The sequence below is a fragment of the Xanthomonas sp. NCPPB 3218 genome (genome assembly GCF_056725185.1).
This window is the reverse complement of the sequence record NZ_CM161516.1, coordinates 2,575,577-2,596,280: the sequence shown is the minus strand read 5'-3', so window position 1 is coordinate 2,596,280 and position 20,704 is coordinate 2,575,577. Positions and strand designations below refer to the sequence as shown.

The 20,704-nt window shown below is 69.0% G+C and carries 2 protein-coding genes (1 of these 2 only partly in view); both read right to left on the bottom strand.

What is annotated here, in order from left to right:
• Nucleotides 1–17,372, bottom strand: partial view of an amino acid adenylation domain-containing protein gene (locus AC1PLS_RS10860; RefSeq protein ID WP_481103665.1) — the 5' portion only. 11,176 nt of this gene lie to the left of the window's left edge; the window shows 17,372 of its 28,548 coding nt (coding positions 1–17,372); it begins with the start codon at nt 17,370–17,372; its stop codon lies off the left edge, out of view.
• Complete coding sequence (locus AC1PLS_RS10855) at nt 17,369–20,704, bottom strand: beta-ketoacyl synthase N-terminal-like domain-containing protein (protein ID WP_481103664.1); 3,336 nt, start codon at nt 20,702–20,704, stop codon at nt 17,369–17,371. Before AC1PLS_RS10855 ends, AC1PLS_RS10860 begins: the two co-directional genes overlap by 4 nt.

Below are 20,704 nucleotides of genomic sequence, written 5' to 3'. Positions count from 1 at the left end.
GGCGCCAGAACGCGAGCAAATGCGTCAGCCGATTTGTCCAGCACCGACGTATGCTCGAGCGTGCCCGCCGCGTGCACGACGCCCTCAATAGGTCCGAAGCGTTCCACCGCCTGGGCGACACAGGCGCGCATGGCCGCTTCGTCGGCGGCGTCGGCCGTGACGTAGAGCCACTCGCCGGCGCGCGTTTCCCAGCCGGACAGTTCGCGGCGCAGCGCGTCGTCCAGTACGCGTCGGCCACTGACGACCACCTTCGCGTCGTATCGGTTCATGAGATGCCGGGTAATGATGCCGCCCAGCCCGCCGGCTCCCCCGGTGACCCAGTACACGCCACCGTTGCGCAGCACGCCTGGACGCGAATCGAGGCGGGGTTCGCGCACCTGCGATACGAAGCGTTCGCCCTGCGCGTGCAACACGCTACGCGCGAACGGTGCCGCGAGTTCGCCGGCGATGCGGCGCGTCCACTCGGCCACCGCCTCGGCGCGTCGCGCCGGACCCTCCTGGATCACCACGGAGGTCGCGAAGTCCGGTGCCAGGACGTGCAATGACCGCTCCAGCCCGATCCACGATTCGGCGTGGGCACGCGACAGCGCGTCGTCGTAGGCGGTGCACAGCACGAAACGGCGGCAGCGCACCTCGTTGGTCGAAGCCAGGTTGCGCACGATGCACAGCACGTCGGCCCAGTCGGCGCCGGTCGCGGGCGCATGCAGGCTCGCGGCGTAGACCAGCGCATCGAGTGTGCCGTGGGCGGCGGCGATCGATGCCATGGCGGTCGCATGGGCCGCCATGTCCCCGCGCCTTGCCGCGTGGGCTTGTCCCTCACCGCCATCGATCACCAGCCACACCGGGACGATGCCCGGGGCGACGTCGTGCAGCGCACGAGCGATCGGCTCCACCATCGCTTCGCCGACGACGAAACACACCGTTCCGGAGGGGGCGGCATTCGTCTGTGCGACGGGCGAGCACTCCCAGCGCTCCTGCAGGATCATCGGTTCGCTCGCTGTCTCCGTATCGGCAGGGCGAGCATGCACGTCGCGCCCGAGGCGGAGCCCTTCGAAGGCCACCATGACCTCACCACCGTCGTCGCACAGACACAGATCCAGCGTGGTGCCCTCGTCGCCGGCCGATCTCTCGACGATGGCGTGACCGGCGCCGCGCGGGAGCGCATGGATCGTCGCGCGGTCGAGGTGTTCGATGCGCAACACGGTGCCCTCGGCAAGGCCCAGCCAGGATCGCACGGCGTCGAGCAACCGGACGAAGGCTTCGGTATCGACGAGCATCGGCGGTTCGGGCGTATCCGCTTCGATGTGCCAGGGCACGAGAAGCCTTTCGCTATCGGCATCGTCCGGGGTGGCGACATCCATGGACGATGGACGTTCCGACGATCGCGACGCCATGCCGGTGACGTGCAAGCGACGGGGCGCCGTCGCATCGTCGCCGTACACGTCGTAGCGAACCGGACCGTCATTGCTGCCGGAAAGCGCGACATGCAGGCGCAGGGCGCCGTCGAGACCGAGCGCCGGTTCGTTCCAGTCGACGTCGTGCAGCACGATGGCCTCTTCGCCGAGTGCCCATCCCGCGGCGAGTTCCACCGCGACGCGAGCCATGTCCAGCAGCGTCACGCCATGGCATTCGCGGCCGCGGCCACGGTCGACGAATCCGGCTTCGACACCCGTGAAATCGCTGCTGAAGCGCTGTTCGTCCAGCATGGAAGTGTTGCGCTGGATCCGCGGGTGGAGAAACGGTACGCGCGGCGCATCGACCGATGCGGCAGCCTTCGCCACCCAGTGGCGGTCACGGGCGAAGGGATAGGTCGGCAGGGCGATGCGCGACGGCGCGCGCGCGTGCAGCCGCCGCCAGTCGATGGCGAGGCCCTTCACCCACAGGTCGAGCAGCTTGTGGTGCTTGCCGCGCCGGAGCCATTTCCCGATCAGCTCATGGGTGTCCTCGTCGGCGGTGAACGCGTCCAGCATGCCCTTGCCCTGTCGCGCCTCGCCGACGTGGCAGTCGTCGATGCGCGAGTCGCCGTCGACGACCTGCCGCAGGCGGTCCGCCAGCCGCGACAGCGAGCTCGCCTTGATCGCCAGGCGATGCCGCATCGCTTCGCGTCCCACCTGCAACGTATACGCGACCGCAGCCACCCTCGTTTCGTCGAGACGTCCGGCGTCGATCGCCGCCAACAGGTCGGCCGCGCGTTGCCGCAATTGCTCGGGCGTGCGGGCCGAGAGGACGAAGACCTGATCCAGCACGGACGGGTCGGTGGCCGCGGGCGTCGTGTCGACGTATTCCTCGATCACGAGATGCGCGTTGGTGCCGCTGTAGCCGAACGAACTGACCGCCGCGCGACGCGGCGCACCGTCGATGTGCGCCCAGGCTTCCCGCGCGGTGCCCACCCGGAACGGCGAGGTGGCGAAATCGAAGTGCTCGTTCGGCGTCGTGAAGTGCAGGCTCGGCACCAGTTCGCCATGTCGCAGGCCCAGCAGCACCTTGTGCACGCCCGCCACACCCGCCGCCGCCGAGGTGTGGCCGATGTTGCTCTTGACCGAACCCAGCACGCAGCGTTGCCGACCCACGCCGGCCGCCTCGTACACGCTGCGCAATGCTTCCAGCTCGATCGGGTCGCCCAGCTTCGTGCCCGTGCCGTGCATCTCCACGTAGCCGATCGTCGCCGGATCGATCCCATGCCGCGCGTAGACCTCACGCTGCAGCTCCGCCTGCCGCGCCGCGCTCGGCGCGGTGATCCCGTTGGTCTTGCCGTCCTGGTTGATCCCCGAACCCAGGATCACCCCGTGGATCGGATCGCCCGCCGCTTCCGCGTCCGACAGCCGCTTGAGCACCAGCGCGCCCACGCCCTCCCCCGGCACGAAACCGTTCGCACCATCGTCCATCGTCTTGCAGCGACCGTCACTGGACAGCATGCCCGCCGCGCTCATCCCCAGGTACGGGCCCGGGGTGAGGTACAGCGTCACCCCGCCGACCAGGGCCAGCTCGATCTCCTCGTTGCGCAGCGCCTGGCAAGCCAGGTGCGTCGCCACCAGCGACGACGAACACGCCGTGTCGATCGAGATCGCCGGGCCCTTCAGGTCCAGCAGGTACGAAATGCGCGAGGCCGCGATCGCCGCGCTGTTGCCCGTGCTGTCGCTGGGCTGGCCACTGTCGTGCAGCAGCGTGGCGTAGTCGTTGCTCATGATGCCCAGGTACACGCCGCAGCGGCTGTCGCCCAGCGCACGCGGGTTGCAGCCGGCATCCTCGAAGGCACGATAGGCCTCCTGCACGAACAGGCGCTGCTGCGGGTCCATCAGCTCCGCCTCGGCCGGCGAGATGCTGAAGAACAACGGATCGAAGCACTCCACCTCGTCCAGCGCGCCCAGCCACTTGCAGTTGATCCGGCCCGCTCGCGGCTGGCCGGCCTCGTAGTAGCGATTCACGTCCCAGCGCCACGTGGGCACCTCGGTCACCGCGTCGTGGCCCTCGGCCAACCGCTGCCAGAACGTCTCAAGATCCGACGCGCCCGGATAGCGTCCGGCCATGCCGACGATCGCGATCGGCTCGCCGCCCTTGCGCAGCGTACGTGGCGCACGCGCCGGTGCCGGCGACGCGGCGGCGGCGCGCTCGATGGGGGCTGCGGGGGCCAGAGGCGCGACGGGCGCGCGTGGCGCCTCGCGCGGATGCCTGGCGAGGAGGGTCGCGACGTACGCGGCCAGTCGGTCAAGGTCGGGATGATCGTAGATCTTCGCCGTAGGCATCTGCAGCGCGTAGCGCTGGTTGATCGCGCGCACCCACTCCACGCCGATGATCGAATCCAGTCCCATCTCGGCGAACGGGCGATGCGGGTCCACCTCGGCTACTTCCATGTACAGCGCATCCGCCAGGCTATGGGCCAGGTCGTCGCGCAACTTGTCGGGGTCCATGTCCGGCGCGGGTGCGACCACGTCCGACGGCACGGCCGCCACCGGTTCACTGCGCACGGCATGGGCGCCGGCGGCACGCGCCGGTACGCTCATCGCGACGGGAGCCGATGAGGTCAACCGCATGAGTGCGATGCCGACCGGCTTTTCGCGGGCGCGCGAAGCATCCGGATCGGTCGGCGTCGAATCACCCGGGGTAGAAAGGTCCATGCGTTGTACCTTGGAGGTGTCTTGCGGTGAAGAGGGGCCTGCCCAGTGGGTGTCCCGCGCGAAGGGATAGGTGGGCAAGGCCAGGCGCCGTGGCGGCGACGTGCCGAAGAGCATCGACCAGGGCAGTGCGTATCCCTCGCAATACAGCCCCGCCAGCGCGTGCAGCGCTTCCGGGTCGGCGCGACCGAGCAGTGCGCATCCTTCCCCGGCGACGGATTCCGTCTCTCGGAATCCACGGTCCACCGTGCCTTCGAACACGCCCTCCGGGCGTTCGCCCGCAGCGGCGCGTTCGAGCAGGCGACGGGCTTCCGCGGCGTCGCGCGCGACCACCACGCAGCGATGGGCGAAATGAAGCCGGCCGCACAGCAGCGTGTAACCAAGCGAGCGAGCGTCGGATGTGCTCCAGTCGCGTGCCCGCACGACCTGCGCGAGGTCGGCGAGGCGCCGCGAAAGTGCGGTCGTCGTCTTGGCCGACACCGCGAGCAGCCACGGCGCGGAAAGTTCGTCCGCGGACGAGGCCACGGCTGCGTCGTGGTCCTCTAGCAGCATGTGCGCGTTTGTGCCGCTCATGCCGAACGCGCTCACGCCGACGCGTCGCCGACGCGACGCGTCGGCCGGCCATGGACGCGGCTGGCGATTGACGTAGAGTGCACTATCGTCCCATCGGATGTAGTCGCTGGGATCGTCGCAATGCAGGCTGGCCGGGATGCATTCGTGGCGAAGGGCTTCGACCGCGCCGACCAAGCTGACCAAGCCGGATGCGGCGAAACTGTGGCCGAGATTGCTCTTGGTCGACGTCAGCGCGCAGTGCGGCGCATCGCCCGGCGCCACGTCGCCGAAAACCTCCTGCAATGCCGTTACTTCCACTGGGTCGCCCAGCCGCGTGGCGGTACCGTGGGTGACGATGTAATCGACGTCGCGCGGCGTTACCCGCGCACGGCGGTGCACCTCGCGGATCAGCTCCGCCTGCGCGGCGCCGTTGGGTGCCGTGATGCCGTTGGTCCGGCCGTCGTAGTTGGTGCCGCTCGCGCGGATGACGGCATGAATGGGATCGCCTTCCGCCTGCGCGCGCGACAGCCGCTTGAGCACGATGGCGACGACGGCATCCGCCGGCACGAGGCCGTCGGCACGCCGGTCGAAAGCATGGCACCGGCCAGTGCGCGAGAGCATGCCGGCCTGGCTCATGCCTGCGTACACCGCCGCGCTCAACGAAAGGTTCACCGCCGCGACCACGGCGGCGTCGCATTCGCCGGCACGAAGGCTCAGGCAAGCCGTGTGTGCGGCGACCAGTCCTGACGAGCACGTGGTGTTGATCGCCATAGCCGTGCCGCGCAGGTTGAGGAAGAAGGACAGCCGCGAGGCGAGGATTCCGTCGTGGTTCGCCGTGAGCGCGCCCTCCACGCCCGGCAGGGTCTGGTACTCGCCCTGCTCTACGCCGACGAACATGCCGATCGTCTGGCGCAGGTGTTCCTCGCCGTAGCCAGCGTCCTCGAGCGCGCGCCATCCCTCCTGCAGCAGCAGCCGCTGCCGCGGATCCATGCTCATCGCCTCGCGCGGCGAGATATCGAAGAACGACGCATCGAACTCCGCGATCCCGGGCATCGCGCCGAGCCACTTTCCGCTGATGTCGCCTCGATCGTAGGCCTCGCGCCAGGCGAAGCGTTCGTCGGGAATCTCACCGATGGCATGCGTTCCGTCGCGAAGGATCCGCCATAGCTCGTCCACGCTGCGCGCCTGCGGGAAGCGGCCGCTCATGCCGATGATGGCGATCGGTTCGTCCGCGTCGGCGACGGCCGGCGCGGGAGCCGGGTTCATCGGCGCGGCGATACCCGGCGTGGCGATGGGTCTGGGCGCTTCCGCACGTTCGGCGACGGACGTGGCGGCGGTGGCATGGAAACGCCCGACAGCATCGGCGTGTTTGTCCAGCAAGTAATTGCGCACCCTTTCGAGGGTCGGATGGCTGAAGAAAATGGCCGGCGTGAAGGAGATGCCGTAATCCTGCGATATGCGCCGCGCCCACTCGCCCATGGTCAGCGAATCGAAACCGTAGTCGGCGAGGTTGGCTTTCGCGTCGATCCGTTCGCTGGCGAGCTTGAGCAGGTCGCTCGCCTGCCGGGTGAGTTCGCGCTCGATGCGCCGTTCCAGGCTCATGCCTGCAGGCACGGTCTCGGCATTCGCGCGAGACATTGGCGCGGGCGCTTCGGCGCGGGCGGGCGGAGTCGCCGATGTCGTCCAGCCGAGATGGCGCGCGATGCGTTCGCGGTCGCCTGACAGCGGCATGATCGTCCCCGACGGCAGCGCCAGTGCGCGCGCGAGGATGTCCAGGCCGATCTCGTCCGACAGCGCCCGTTGCCCGCTCGAACGCAGGTACATGCGCGTGGCCTCGTCGTCGTCGTTGCGCATGCCGCCCCCGGTCCACAGGGGCCACTCGATCGCGATGCGCCGGATGTTGTCCGACGCGGCCATGCAGCGAGCCCACGCGCTCTGGAAGCGGTTGCCGATGGCGTAGTCGCCGCCGCCAAAGTCGCCCAGCACGGCGGACGTCGAACTGAAGTAACAGATGAACGCCGGCGCGTGCTCGCGCAGCACCGCGTCGAGCACCTCGGTGCCACGCATCTTCGGCGCCAGCACCCGCGCGAACGCCTGCGCCGTTTTCTCCAGGATCGAACCCTCGCCGATCACGCCCGCCACGTGGAATACGCCGTCGATCGAACCGAAACGTTCGACCGCCGTCGCCGCGCAGGCGTGCATCGCCGCCTCGTCGGTGACGTCTGCCGCCACGTAAATCAAGCGGTCTTCGCTGCCTTCGAGCAGGCCCGCCCGCTGCGCGTCGGCCAGCACGCGCCGGCCGCTGAGCACCACCCGTGCCGCGTGGCGTTCGATGAGGTAACGCGCCACCCGCGCGCCCAACCCACCCGCGCCGCCCGTGATCCAGTACACCCCTCCCTGGCGGATGACCGACGGACCGGTCGGCAGCGACCGTTCCTCGATCCGTAGCTCGTACCGTCCGTCACGCCCGTGGCGCACGCTGCGCAGCATCGCCGTGCCCAGTTCCGCACGCACCCGCCCGACCCACGACCGGACCGACGCCTCGTCCCCGAGGTGTCCTTCATTCAACAGCACCCCTAGCGAACGCTCCGGTGCCAGCACCCGAAGCGAACGCTCCAGGCCGATCCACGACTCAGCATGTGCCTGCGAGCGCGCGTCGTCGTACGCCACGCACAGCAAAAGCTGATCGCAGGCAATGCCGCTGGTGGCGAGTCCCTGCACGAAATGGACGAGGTCGCCCGACTGAGCCCCGTTTGCCGGCACGTCCATGCAGCCCGCATGAACGATGGCATCGGGAACGCCGTGTCGGTCCGATAGATGGACAAGCGCCCGCCGCCAGCTCTCCGCGCTGTCACGCTCGATCGCCTGGGGAGCGTCGTCGTCGCCAGAGGCGAACCACGCCGTCACAAGCCGGGCATCGTGGACCACGTCGTGCCACGCGTCTGCGCAGCGCGTGGCCGAACGTTCGTCGGGGGCGACGAGCAGCACGAGACCGGGCGTGCGTGACGGAGTCACGGCAGGCTGCGGCGTCCAACGTTCCGCGGCGATGACCAGCCCGTCGTCGCCCGACGGCGATGCGGGCGAAGCGAACAGGGCCGAGCCCACCGACCGGCGCAGTTCCCGGTCGATCCAGTAGCGCTCCTGCGCGAAGGGATAGGTGGGCAGCGACACGCGCTGCGGCCGCTTCGCGCGATGGAGGCGTTCCCAGGGAACCACCAGACCGTTGACCCAGAGCGATGCCAATGGTGAGAGTTGGCATCGCTCAAGCCACAGGTCGACGGCGCCGCCGAGCCCTTCTTCGACGGCGAGCCCGCCGAACGCTTCGTCACCCGGCCGTACCTCGCCTTGCCAGACGCCTTCCTGCGCGCCGGCATCCCGCAACCATGTCGCGATACGCGCGGAAAGTTCTGCGGCCGTCGAGGCCAGGCACGCCAGCCTGCACGCCATGGGTTCGCGTCCCACCTGTAAGGTATAGGCGACGTCGGGCAGCGCCGCGGCCGCCCCGGTGCCGCCCAGCCAGGTCAGGAGCTGTTCCGCCCTGGCGCGCAGTTGCCCGGGAGTGCGCGCGGAAAGCACCGCGAGACAGGGCTCGCCGGACGTATCAACCTGCGGCGTTCCCGTGTCGTCGGCGAGGTATTCCTGCACGATAAGGTGAGCGTTCGCGCCGCCGGCGCCGAATGACGAGATGCCGGCGATGCGCGGATAGCTGCGTCGCTCGCCGTCGATTTCCACGCACGGTCGATGCCATTCGCCCAGTTGTCGCTGCACCGCGAACGGCGTGTTCCGCGCGCGGATCTCGGGATTGGGTACATCGGCATGCAGACTGGGAGCGAGCTTGCCGTGGCGCATCTGCAGCAACACCTTGGCCAGCGCCGCAAAGCCGGCGGCGCTCTCCGTGTGGCCGATGTTCGATTTCACCGAACCGATTGCGCACCATGGCTTGTCGGCGGAAGGCACGCCGAATGCCTTGACGAGCGCCGCGAACTCGATCGGATCGCCCAGCGACGTGCCGGTGCCATGCGCTTCGATGTAACTCACCATGCGCGGATGCACCTTCGCCAGGCGCAGGGCCTCGCTGACCAGGTCGGCCTGCGCGGTCAGGCTTGGCACGGTATAGCCATGTGTGCGGCCGCCGGCATTGAGGGTGCTCGCCTTGATGACTCCGTAGATCGAATCGCCGCTGGCCATGGCGGAGGCCAGCGGTTTCAGCAGCGCGCAACCGACGGCCTCGCCGTCGACGAAGCCGTCGGCACCCGCACCGAATGGCCGGGTCAATCCATCGCTGGACAGCATGCCCTTCGAGGACAGCGTGATGTACTGGAGCGGATCGACGACCAGGTTGACGCCGCCGGCCAGCGCGGCATCGCACGACCCTGCGCGCAGGCTATCGATGGCCAGGTGGATGGCAGTGAGCGACGATGAGCAGGCGGTGTCGACTGCCAGGCTCGGGCCGACGAAATCCAGCGTATAGGACACGCGGTTCGCGATCGACCAATGGCTGGGCTGCTGCGCGTAAGTACTGTTCATGATGCCGACGAAGACGCCGACCCGACGGCGTGGCGACAGGCTCGCCGGCGTATGGCCAGCGTCTTCGATGCATGCGTACGCTTCCTGCAGGAAAAGCCGTTCCTGCGGGTCCATGCCTTCGGCTTCGCGCGGCGATATTCGGAAAAACAGCGGATCGAACAGGTCGATGCCTTCCATGAAGGCGCCCCACCGGCTGTACGTCGTGCCGAAGCGGCTGCGATCCTCGTCGAAATAGGCACGCCAGTCCCAACGCTCGGTCGGGATCTCGGTGAAGGCATGCACGCCGTCGCGCAGGTTGGCCCAGAACGCCTCGATGCTGGCCGCCTTGGGGAAGCGTCCGCTCAGGCCGACGATGGCGATGTCCTGGACGTCGCTCTGGGGCATGTCCGTCGCGACCGGCGTGGATGCGGCGAAAGTTGCCCGCGCGGCAGCGTGGACGCGGTTCGGGCCCATCGGAAGCCCATGCGTGGCGGCCAGTGCCGCCGCCCGCTCCGGATAATCCGCGACCAGGCGGTCGGCGAGTGAGGCGATGCTGCGGTGTTCGAAGAACAGCGTGCTCGAGATGTCCGGAAAGGTCTCGCGCAGCGCGCTACCCAGTTGAACGACGAGGATCGAATCGATGCCGAAGGTTTCGAAGGGCTCGTTTTCGCCGATACGTTGCGGCGGCATGCGCAGCATCCGGCCGACCGTCTGGCGCACTGCGTCGCTTACGCCACGACGCAACGCGTCCGGATCGAGCGGCCTGTCCTGTTCGCTGATAACGTCCACGATGTCTCCCGCCCCATCGGAGGCGATGCGTTCGTCGATGGCCGGATCGCGTACCTCCGGCGTGGGGGTTTCCTTCCCGACCTTGTGTACCGCCAGCTGAGTCGCGGTGCCGACGAGGAGGCCGTCCAGCGCGTTCAGTCCTTCCGGCGGCTCGATGGAACCGACACCGGCGCGTGCCATGCGCTGCCGGTATGCCTGGGCGGATGCGACGCCGACGCTGCCCCAGTAGCCCCAATTCATGACCTTCACCGGATAGCCGGCGTGGACGGACGCCACGTGGGCATAGGCGTCCTGGAACGTGCAGCCCGCGGCGTAGTTGCTCTGTCCGGGCACCTTCGCGAAGCTCTGCAAGGAGGAGAAGAACAGCAGGAAATCGAGCGACTCCCCGGCGATGACCTGGCAAAGGCGCACGCTACCGGCGACCTTCGCGGCGAGCCCGTCGCGAAAACGCGCCTCGTCCATGCCCGCCAGGCTCTTGTCGAACAGCGCCACCGCCGAGTGGATGACACCGTTGACGCGCGAATGCCATGCCTTGACCTGGGCCCAGGCCGCTTCGAGCGAGGCGCGGTCGGTCACGTCGGCCTGAATGTAGCGGGGTGCCGGACCGTGGATGCCGAGTGCTTCCTGGCGTCGGGCGATGGTGTCGTCATGCGGCCGCCGGCCCAGCCAGATCACGTGCGCGGCATGCTCGCGCACCAGCCGTTCGCTCAGCGCATTTCCGATGCCGCCAGCGCCGCCGACAATCACGTAGACCCCGCCGCGGCGCCAGGGCGAATGACTCGGCGTGACCGGATCATGGGGGACCAGGACCTGGCCGAACCATTCGCCGTTGCGCAAGGCCACGACGTTGCCCGAGGAACTCGCTGATCGCCGAAGGATGGCATCCAGAGGCCAGGGCCCCTGTGCCGGCACGTCCACGGATCGCACGCGCCATTGCGGGTATTCGGCCTGGACGGCAGCGGCAAAACCGTGCACCGCTGCGTGCGTGGGCATGGCCGTCTCGCCGACGGTCACCGGCACCGCCTGGCGGGTGACCCAGGTCATGCCGAGCGGCCGGCGTTCATAGCCCAGGGCAAGCAGCCGCCGGATCAGCCCCAGGCCATCGAGCACGCCATCGTCCTGGCCGCTGACGATGGCGTCGGAAAGCATGTCGTAGGTATCGTCCGGTGCATCGGGCGCCAGCCAGAACACGTGGTCGATCTTTCCGTAGGCCGCGAGGTCCGAGTCGAAACTGGCGGTCATCGATGGCAGCAGGCAGGCATCCGGATACCGTTCGCGCAACGCGTGCCGCTGTTCTTCGCCGCCGCCGATCACCAGCAAGCGTGCGTCTGTGCCAGGCCACGCGTCCGTCGTTTCGGCTGACGGGCTCCAGCGCGGATGCATCGTGATCAACGGGCCATCGGTGGCAGGTTCGTCGCGAGTTTGGGCCCGAGGCGCCGGCAGGGGCCTGCTCGCCAGGCCGCGCAGGCGCACGCACAGCCGGCCGTCGGGATCGCACACGTCGATGTCGAGTTTCTGAAGGTCGCCCTCCCCCGCACGTGGATGCATTCGCAGGCGCGCAGCGCCGCGGACGGGGCTTGGTGCGAGAACGTCGATGGCATCGAGCGCGAACGGAAGGCGTGCGCGCGTCGCGCCGGAGGCGTCGACGATGCCGACGCAGGACTGCAGCGCCGCATCCATGATGCTGGGGTGCAAGACGTAATCGCCGAAGGTGGAAGCCACGTCTTCGGGCAGTCGCACTTCGGCGACCGCAAACGCCCGTCCTGGCTGATCGCCCACGACGCCCGCGCGGATCGACGCGATGCCGCGCAGTGACGGACCGTAGTCCAGGCCCATCGAGGCGAACGCCGCATAGCAGGACGCGCCATCGATGCGCAGTTCATCGACGGCATGGAACGCGGTCGCGTCCATCGGACCGGCCTGCGCCGTGTCGAGCAGGACCGCCCGCCCTTGTGCATGCAACGTCGTGCCGTCGGTGAGGATCTCGAACGCGAGACCCTCGCCCTCCGCACGCAGCACGATGTCGATCCGCGTGGGACCTTCCACGACGAGCGGGCGGAACCAGACGATGTCGCGCAGTCCCGTCATGCGCTCCGTGGCCGTGCCGGGATCGAAAGAGAACCCCGCGGCGGCGCGGGCCATCTCCAGGTAAGCCACCGCCGGCAGCACACGTTTGCCGTTGACGACGTGGTCGTCGAGGAAGAACTCGGTGCCGTCGACGTCGGTGGTGAAATGCTGTCGTGCCAGGGTCGACCGGTTGTGATGGACCAGCGGGTGCAGCATCGCGCCGGCGGACTGCGCGCCGCGATCGTCGCGACGCGGCAACGCGATCCAGTAACGATCGCGCGCGAACGGATACGTCGGCAGGGAGAGCCTGCGCGGCGTCCTGTGCCGGTGAAACGCACGCCAGTCGAGCGTGCCGCCCCTGGCCCAGTGATCGAGCAGAGGACCCGCGTCGCCCGTGTCGATCCAGCGGGTCACCTCCCCGGCATCCGCGAATGCGTCGTCGGCCTCGGGGTTGATCGTATGAAAGACCGTCCCGTCGCCGCCGAGCCCGTTGTCGATGAAGCGTGCCCAGTGCGCCCTGAGCGAAGCCACGGAATCCGCGGCGACGATCAGACGGACATTCATCGGCTCGCGCCCGACCTGCAGGGTAAACGCGAGGTCGTCAAGCGAGATAGACGGGGCCGTCGCCAAGGCGTCGAGCATCGCATGCACCTGGCGCTGCAGGGCCGCCTCGTCGCGTGCCGACAAGGGAAACAGGCGCACCTCGCCCAACGGTCCAGAGGTGGAATCGCGCTCGCCATCGACAGGAGCGGCCAGGCATTCCTCGAAGATGGCATGCGCGTTGGTACCGCCGATGCCGAATGAACTCAGCGCCGCACGCCGGGGCTCACCCTCGCGCGGCCAAGGACGAGCAGTGTCGGCGATGTAAAAAGGCGAATTGACGAGGTCCAGCGCAGGATTGGGCGTGGCGTAGTTCAACGTGGGCACGATCTGGCCATGCCGCAGGCACAGCGCCAACTTGATGCAGCCCGCCATGCCGGCGGCCGCGTCGAGGTGGCCGATGCCGCTCTTGACCGAACCCAGCCCGCAGAACCCGCGACGTGACGTCAGCTTGCCGTAGACCTGCGTCAACGCCGCGAACTCGATAGGGTCGCCCAGCCGCGTACCGGTGCCATGGGCCTCGACGTAGCCGATGGTATCGACGCTTACGCCGGTCGCGCGCAACGCGGCGTCGATCACCCGGGCCTGGCCGCCGACGCTTGGCGCGTAGAAGCCGGCCTTGTCCGCGCCGTCGTTGTTGAGCGCCACGCCGCGGATCAGCGCGTAGACGTGGTCGCCGTCGCGCACCGCGTCGCTCGCTTTCTTGAGCAGCAGCGTGCCGACGCCTTCGCCGGCCACCATGCCGTCCGCGCGGGCATCGAAGGCGCGCACATGTCCGTCGCTGGAGAAGTTCAGGCCGGCACTGTGCACGTAGCCGAGGTTGTCGTGCGCCATGAGCATCGCGGCGCCCACCAGGGCATACCTCGCTTCGCCGGCCATGATGCTCCGGTAAGCGTTGGCGATGCCGACGAGCGACGACGAACAATTGGATTGCACGTAGAAGCTCGGCCCCCGCAGGCCAAGCTTGTGGGAGATGATGGTCGGCATCGTGCCGGCCTGAGCGAGCAGCCACGACACGTACCCGTCGGCACCGCGTGCGCCGCCTTCGCCCGCGCCGCGCGCGATGTCGCTGAACACCGCCGTTTGGTAGAGGCTGTTGCTCGCAGACACGAAAACCGCCGTCTCCGGAATGTCCGAGGCGCGATAACCGGCATCCTCGACGGCCCGCCAACTGTGTTCCAGGAGCATGCGCAACTGCGGGTCCATGAACTGCGCGTCGCGTGCGGGAACGCGGAAGAACGCCGCATCGAAACAGTCCTTGTCGTCGATGGTCGCACGCGCGCCGACGAAACGGCCGTCTGCGAGAAGCGTCGCGTCGAGGCCGGCCTCGCGTAGCCGATCGGGGGATAGCAGCTCGATGCTTTCCCTTCCCTCCAGGAGATTGGTCCAGAACGCCGCCGTGTCGGCGGCGCCGGGGAGGCGGCTCGACATCCCGATGATGGCCACGCTTGTGTCGTAGTAGTCGGGCATGCCGCGACCGTCCGCGGCGCGCGAAGGCGCCGCATCGCCGATAGCGTCCGCGCCGTCAGCGTTGCCATTTCGGCTAGCCAGGAACGCTGCGATGCGGCGGATGCTGGCGTGTTCGAACAATGCGGTGGCATCGAACTCCCGATCGAATTCGTCCTGGATACGCCTGACCAGCGACACCGCCTGGATCGAGTCGCCGCCGACGTCGAAGAAGCCTGCGTCGATGTCGATATCGTGGACATCGAGCACCTCACGCCAGAGGGCGAGCAGCAGCCGCTCGATGGCGGATGCGGCCGCGCCGGACGAGGCAGGCGCCCTGGCCGCGGTGAGCGGACGTTCCGCCAGCGCCTTGCGGTCGGCCTTGCCGTTGGGCGTCAGCGGCAAGGCGTCGACCTCGACGAACACCGACGGCACCATGTGCGCGGGAAGCATGCCCTTGAGCCGGTCGCGAAGCGCTTCGACCAACGCACCGCGGGCCGCTCCCGACCTTACGTAGTAGGCGGCGAGCCGGGGGGTGTCCGCCGAACCCGCTACCACCACCGCGCATTGCGCGATGGAAGGCTCGGACGTCATCGCCGCCTCGATCTCGCCGGGTTCGATGCGGAAGCCGCGCAGCTTCACCTGGGCGTCGATGCGGCCCAGGTACTGCACGCGGCCGTCGACCAGGTACCGCACCAGGTCGCCGGTGCGATACATCCGCCTGCCCGCCGGGCCGAACGGATCGGGCACGAAGCGTTCCGCGCTCAGCCCCGGACGCCCCAGGTAGCCCTGCGCCAGGCCGTCGCCGGCGATGTACAGCTCGCCGCGCAAGCCCCGGGCGACCGGCGCCAACGCCGCGTCCAGCACGTACAGCCGCGTGTTCGCGATCGGCCGGCCGATGCTCACCGCACGGTTCCCGTCCAGCGCCTCCACCGTCGACCACACCGTCGTCTCGGTCGGGCCAAACAAGTTCCACACCGGCCCGCCCAGCGCGCACAGCGCGTCTTTCAGCTGCTCCCCCAGCGCCTCGCCCCCGCACAGCACACGCATCCCTGTCCGGTTGCGCCACCCCGACTGCAGCAGCATCTGCCAGGTCGCCGGCGTTGCCTGCATCGCCGACGCCCCGCTCGACGCGATCAGCGCGCCCAACCGCTGCGCGTCCCGCGCCTGCGCCGAGGTCGCGATCACGCTGCATCCGCCCACCATCAGCGGCAGGTACAGCTCCAGCCCGGCGATGTCGAAGCTGTACGTCGTCACCGCCAGCAGCCGTTCGCCCTCGCACAGCCCCGGTTCCCGCGCCATCGACTGCAGGAACTGGCCCAGCGCGCCGTGGCCGATCATCACGCCCTTGGGCTGTCCCGTGCTGCCGGAGGTATAGATCACATACGCCAGGTCGTCCGCGCGCGTCTCCGGCGCCGCCGGCACCTCGCCTTCGTGCACCGGCCACGGCGCGTCCAGCGCCAGGGCCGGCACCTCGCCCAGCCATGCCTGCGCCGCCGCCTGCTCGCGCGACTGCGTCAGCACACAGGCCACCGCGCTGTCGCGCACCATGTACCCCAACCGCGCCGCCGGGTACTCCGGCGCCAACGGCACATACGCCGCCCCCGCCTTCCATACCCCCAGCAGCGCCACCACCAGGTCCACCGAGCGCTCCATCCACACGCCCACCCGCGCACCCCGGCCGATACCGCCAGCCCGCAGGTACGCCCCCAGCGCATCGCTGCGCGCCACCAGTTGCGCGTAGTCCAGCGTTTCGCCCTCGCACGCCACCGCCGTCGCCTCCGGTCGCCGCGCTGCCTGCGCGTCGATCAGCGCATGCACCCCGCCGTTCGCGTACGCCACCGCCGTCGCGTTCCACCTGCCCAGCAGCCGCTCCCGCTCGGCCGCGTCCATCAGCGGCACCGCCCCCAGCGGTCGATCCGGATCGGCCACCAGACCCGCCAGCACCTGCCGGTAATGGCCCAGCAGATCCTCCATCCCCGCCGCGTCGTACAGCCGCTCGTCGTACTTCACCTTCAGCACGTACGCCCCGGCCACCTCCACCACCTCCAGCACGATCTCGTATTCGCCTTCCTGGTGCACCTGCCCCATGAACGAGCCGCCCAGCACCGCCGCCAGCCGGTCGGCCACGTCCGCGTGACGCAGCACCGTGGCGTTCTGGAACTCGAACGCGGCCTGGAACACCGGCGTGCGACCCGGCGTCCGTGTCGCCCCCAACTCGCGCAGCAGCCGCGCGAACGGGTACGCCGCGTGATCCAGCGCGTCCACCAGCCGCTCCTGCACCCCCGCCAGCCATGCCGCCACCGGCCGCCCCGCCACCGGCCGGCTGCGCAACGCCACCATGTTGACGAAATACCCCACCAGCCCGGCAAAGCGCTCGTCCCATCGGCCTCGCGTGGACACCCCCACCACCACCTCGTCCTGCCCGGCCGTGCGCGAGAGCAGCCACTCATACGCCCCCAGGAACAGCGCCGCCGCGTTCACCCCCTGCGCCGCGCAAAACGCGCGCAACCGCTCGCCCTGCGCCGCCGGTACCGTCGCCTGCACCGTGCGCCCGCACACCGGCCCCGACACCGGCCGCGGCCGGTCCGTCGGCAACTCCAGCACCGGCAGCGGACCGGCCAGCACCTCACGCCAGTACGCCCGGTCCGCCGCCGCCGACCCGCCGGCCAGGTACGCCCGCTCGGCCCGCACCACCTCCGCGTCCGTCGCCGGCAACGCCGGCGGCGTCCACCGCCGACCCGCCCGATGTGCTTCGTAGGCCTCCAACCAACGCTCCAGCAACAACGGCACCGACGCCCCGTCGAACACCAGGTGATGGATCACCAGCAGCAACCGCTCGCCCTCGGCCGACCCGGTCAGCCAGTACAGCGTCGCCAGCGGGCCCTGCGCCAGATCGATCGGCGCCTTCGCATAACCGCGCATCGCCGCGTCCAGCGCCTCGGCCGACCAGCCCCGTGCATCCACCACGACCGGCGCCGCTACCGCCTCGCCCGGCCGCCAGCGCGGCTCGCCCTCCACCACGGCCACCACCGCGCCCAGCCGCGGCGTCGAGGCCACCGCCGCCGCCCATGACGCCGACAGCGCCTCCCCGTCCACCGCGCCCGCCAAACGGATCGCCAGCGGCACGTTGTACGCCGACGATGCCGGCTGCAGTTGCTGGTGTGTCCACAGGCCGAGCTGGTTTTCCCCGAGCGCGTCGTCGGCCTCCGATGTCCCCAGCGCGACGAGGCGTTCCACGGCCTCGTCTTCCGATAGCCGTCCCTGCCTGTAGCGCTCGAGGATGTCGTCCAATGTCACGCGGCCGTGCTCCGTTCCAGTCGTGCCTTCAACTGATCGCGGGTTAACCGGCCTGCCTTGAATTCGCGCAATGCGCCTCGCATGGCGTCTCCCTCGGGCGGCGCGGCGGGGTGTTGTCGACGCAGCGCGTCGACATGATCCGCCAGGCGTTCGATCGTCGGATGATCGAACAGGACGCGCCCGCCGAGCCGCGTGGCAAACCGGTCATTGAGGGCGCGGACCAGTCCGAGGCCCACCACCGAATCCACGCCGTATTCGCGGAAGGCGCGCGCATCGTCCAGCGTGCCTGCCGGTACGCGCAGCGCGTGTTCGAGCCATGCGCGAGCGACGGTTCGCGTATCGTCCGAATCGATCAGGCGCGTCTCCGCAGCTTTCTCCCCGGGCAGCCAGCAACGCCGGCGTTCGAACGGATACGTGGGCAGGGCCAGGCGCCGGAACGGGCCGGTGCCGCGCGAGGCCGACCAGTCCACCGGCCGGTGCCGCACCCAGGCCCAGGCCAGACGCTCGGCCGCGTCGCCCTCGCCCGGCGCCGCGTCCGTCGACGATGCCGTTTGCCGATCGCCCTCGTGCCGCCCCGTCGCGCCGTCGTCGGCCGACGCCAGGTAACGGCGCAACATCCCCACCAGTCCCGTCACGTCGCTCGCCACCATCGCCAGCCGCCAGTCCATCGCTTCGCGATGCTCCTGCAGCGTGTACGCCAGGTCGACCAGGTCGGTCCCCGCATCGGTCTGCAGCCAGTCGGCCAGCCGCGCCGCCACCGCACGCCGTCCCGACGCGGTGCGGCCGGACAGCACGATCACCTGTGGGCCTGGTGCCCCCTCGCGACGCGGCGGCTCCACCGACGCCACCGCGCGGTATTCCTCCACCAGCAGGCTCGCGTTGGAGCCGCCGGCACCGAACGAATTGATCAGGGCAAGGCGCGGCATCTCGCGCCCTTGCCGGCGCGTGCGCGTCCACGACTCGCGATGCCGCTGCAGATGCAGCCCCGTGTCCTCCAGTGACAGGTTCGGATTCGGCGGCTCGCTGCCGATCGTCGGCACCCGTTCGCCGTGCCTGAGCTGCAACAGCACCTTCGCCAGTTGCGAGAAACCCGAGGCCGCCTCCGCGTGACCCATGTTCGACTTCACCGATCCGATCGCACAAGGCTGGCCATCGAACACCTGGGCGATGGCGCCCCATTCGATCGCATCGCCGATCGCTGCTCCCGTGGCTGCCGCTTCCACGTAACCAATCGCTCCCGCTTCGACGTTCGCGCGGCGCAGCACGTCACACATGACACCGACCTGCGCCTGTCCGTTCGGCACGCTATAAGCCTGCCCACTCCCCGCATGGTTGACAGCCGTGGCGCGAATGACGCCCCAGATGGCGTCGCCGTCGCGTTCGGCCGTCCGCAAGGGCTTCAACAGCACCGCGCCGACTGTTTCGGAAGGAAAGTAGCCGTCGCCGTCGGCAAAGGAGCGCGCATCGAAACGACTGGCGAGCAGGAGGGCTTGGCTTAAGGCCACGAACTTGCGCGCATCGAGCGACAGGTTCACCGCGCCGGCGATGGCCATCGCCACGTCGCCACGGCGCAGGTCGGCGCAGGCCTGGTGCAGCGCCACCGCGAACGACGAGCACATCGTGTCTACCGCCACGCTCGGCCCGTTCAAACCGAAGTAATGCGACACCCGGTTGGCGATGGCGCTCTGAAACGACTGCAGCACGGTCGGCGACGACGGTGACAGATGGTCGTACTGGCTGTACATCGATCCCACATAGACGCCCACGCTGCCGCCGAACGTGCTGCGCAGGCGTTCGCGCGTGTATCCGCATTCCTCGAGCAGATTCCAGACGGTTTCCAGGAACAGGCGCTGCTGCGGATCGGTCAGCTCCGCCTCACGCGGCGACATGCCGAAAAACAGCGGATCGAACGCGTCCACACCCTCGATGAAACCGCCCCACTTGCCGTAGGTCTTGCCAGGCTCACCTTTGCGCGGATCGAAATACCGCACGACGTCCCAGCGTTCGGCCGGCACCATGCCGATACAGTCCGCGCCGGCGCACAGTTTCTCCCAGAACCGTTCGACGTTCCCCGCCTGCGGGAAGCGGCCGCAAAGGCCGACAACGGCGATGTCGTCGTCGCGCCGTTCGTCGGTCGACGTGACGGCTGGCGTTGCCGACGGCTTCGGCCCGGCGACGAAGATGGCGGACGCCGCGGTCTCGACAAGATGCGCGACCACCTCGTCGATGGTCGAGAACTGGAACAGAAGCGTCGGCGGCAACTTGCGGTGGAGGTGCGCCTGGATGGCATGCGCTAGCTCGAGCAGCCCGGTGGAATCGATGCCCAGCTCGTAGAAATCGATATCGCCGCGAATGGCGGCAGCATCGATGCGAAGCCGTCGCGCGATCGCGTCACGGACGAACGTCGCGAGCGACGATGCGTCGACCGTCGGCGCGGCCTCCGTTTTGCTGGGGGACGGCGGCCCGGCGGCGAGATCCCCGGCACCGCCATCGTCATCGTCGTGGGCGAGCCTGCGCGATGGTGGCAACCGCTTGCTCGCGAAGTCACGCAGTTCGGCGATTTGCCGGCCTTCCAGGTCGAAGAAATCCATCGAAAGCCAGGTAAGCCCGTTTTCGCGTCGCACACCGTCGCGCATCACGCGCGCCATGCATGCCCCGCCCAGCGGCCGGGACGCGGCGAAGCGACCATAGGACAGCGGCAGCGCGGCTTCGTATCCGTTCGGATCGAGGGTGCTCAGCACCGCCGTGGCACCCACCACGCAGGCATCGACGAGGGCCGGATGGAACAGTACGTCGTCGGCATCGGCACGGGCATCGGCACCGAGCTGGCAATCGACATAGATCGCCTCGTCGGTCGTGTAGACCAGTCCGTCCGCCTTCATGTAATCGCCGTGGAGTAACCCTACGAGCGCGGAGGCGGCGTAGACCTCCTGCATGGAAAGCGGTTCGGCCGAGGTCGACTGGACGGCGTTCCAGTCGAGGTTCTGGCCAAATACGTGCATGGCCAGCCGGCGCCGTGCCATGGTCGCGACGGCATACCGGCGCGCCTTCGCCGGGTCGTGGCCATCGACGTGCCCATCGACGTGGACGAGCCATTCGTCGCCTTCGCCCGAGGCATCGATGCGCAGCCGTACCACCTCGTCAGGCGCTACCACCAGCGCACGATGGATGGCGAGGTCGCGAAGTTCGAGCTCATCCACCGGCACGCCGCTGGCTGTGAACGCCTGGAAGAGGATGTCGATGTAGGCCAGACCAGGCAGCAGGTACCGGTCATCGAAGCTATGCGCCCTAACGACGGGGTTCCGGATGGAGACCGGAATCTCGTGCCTCAC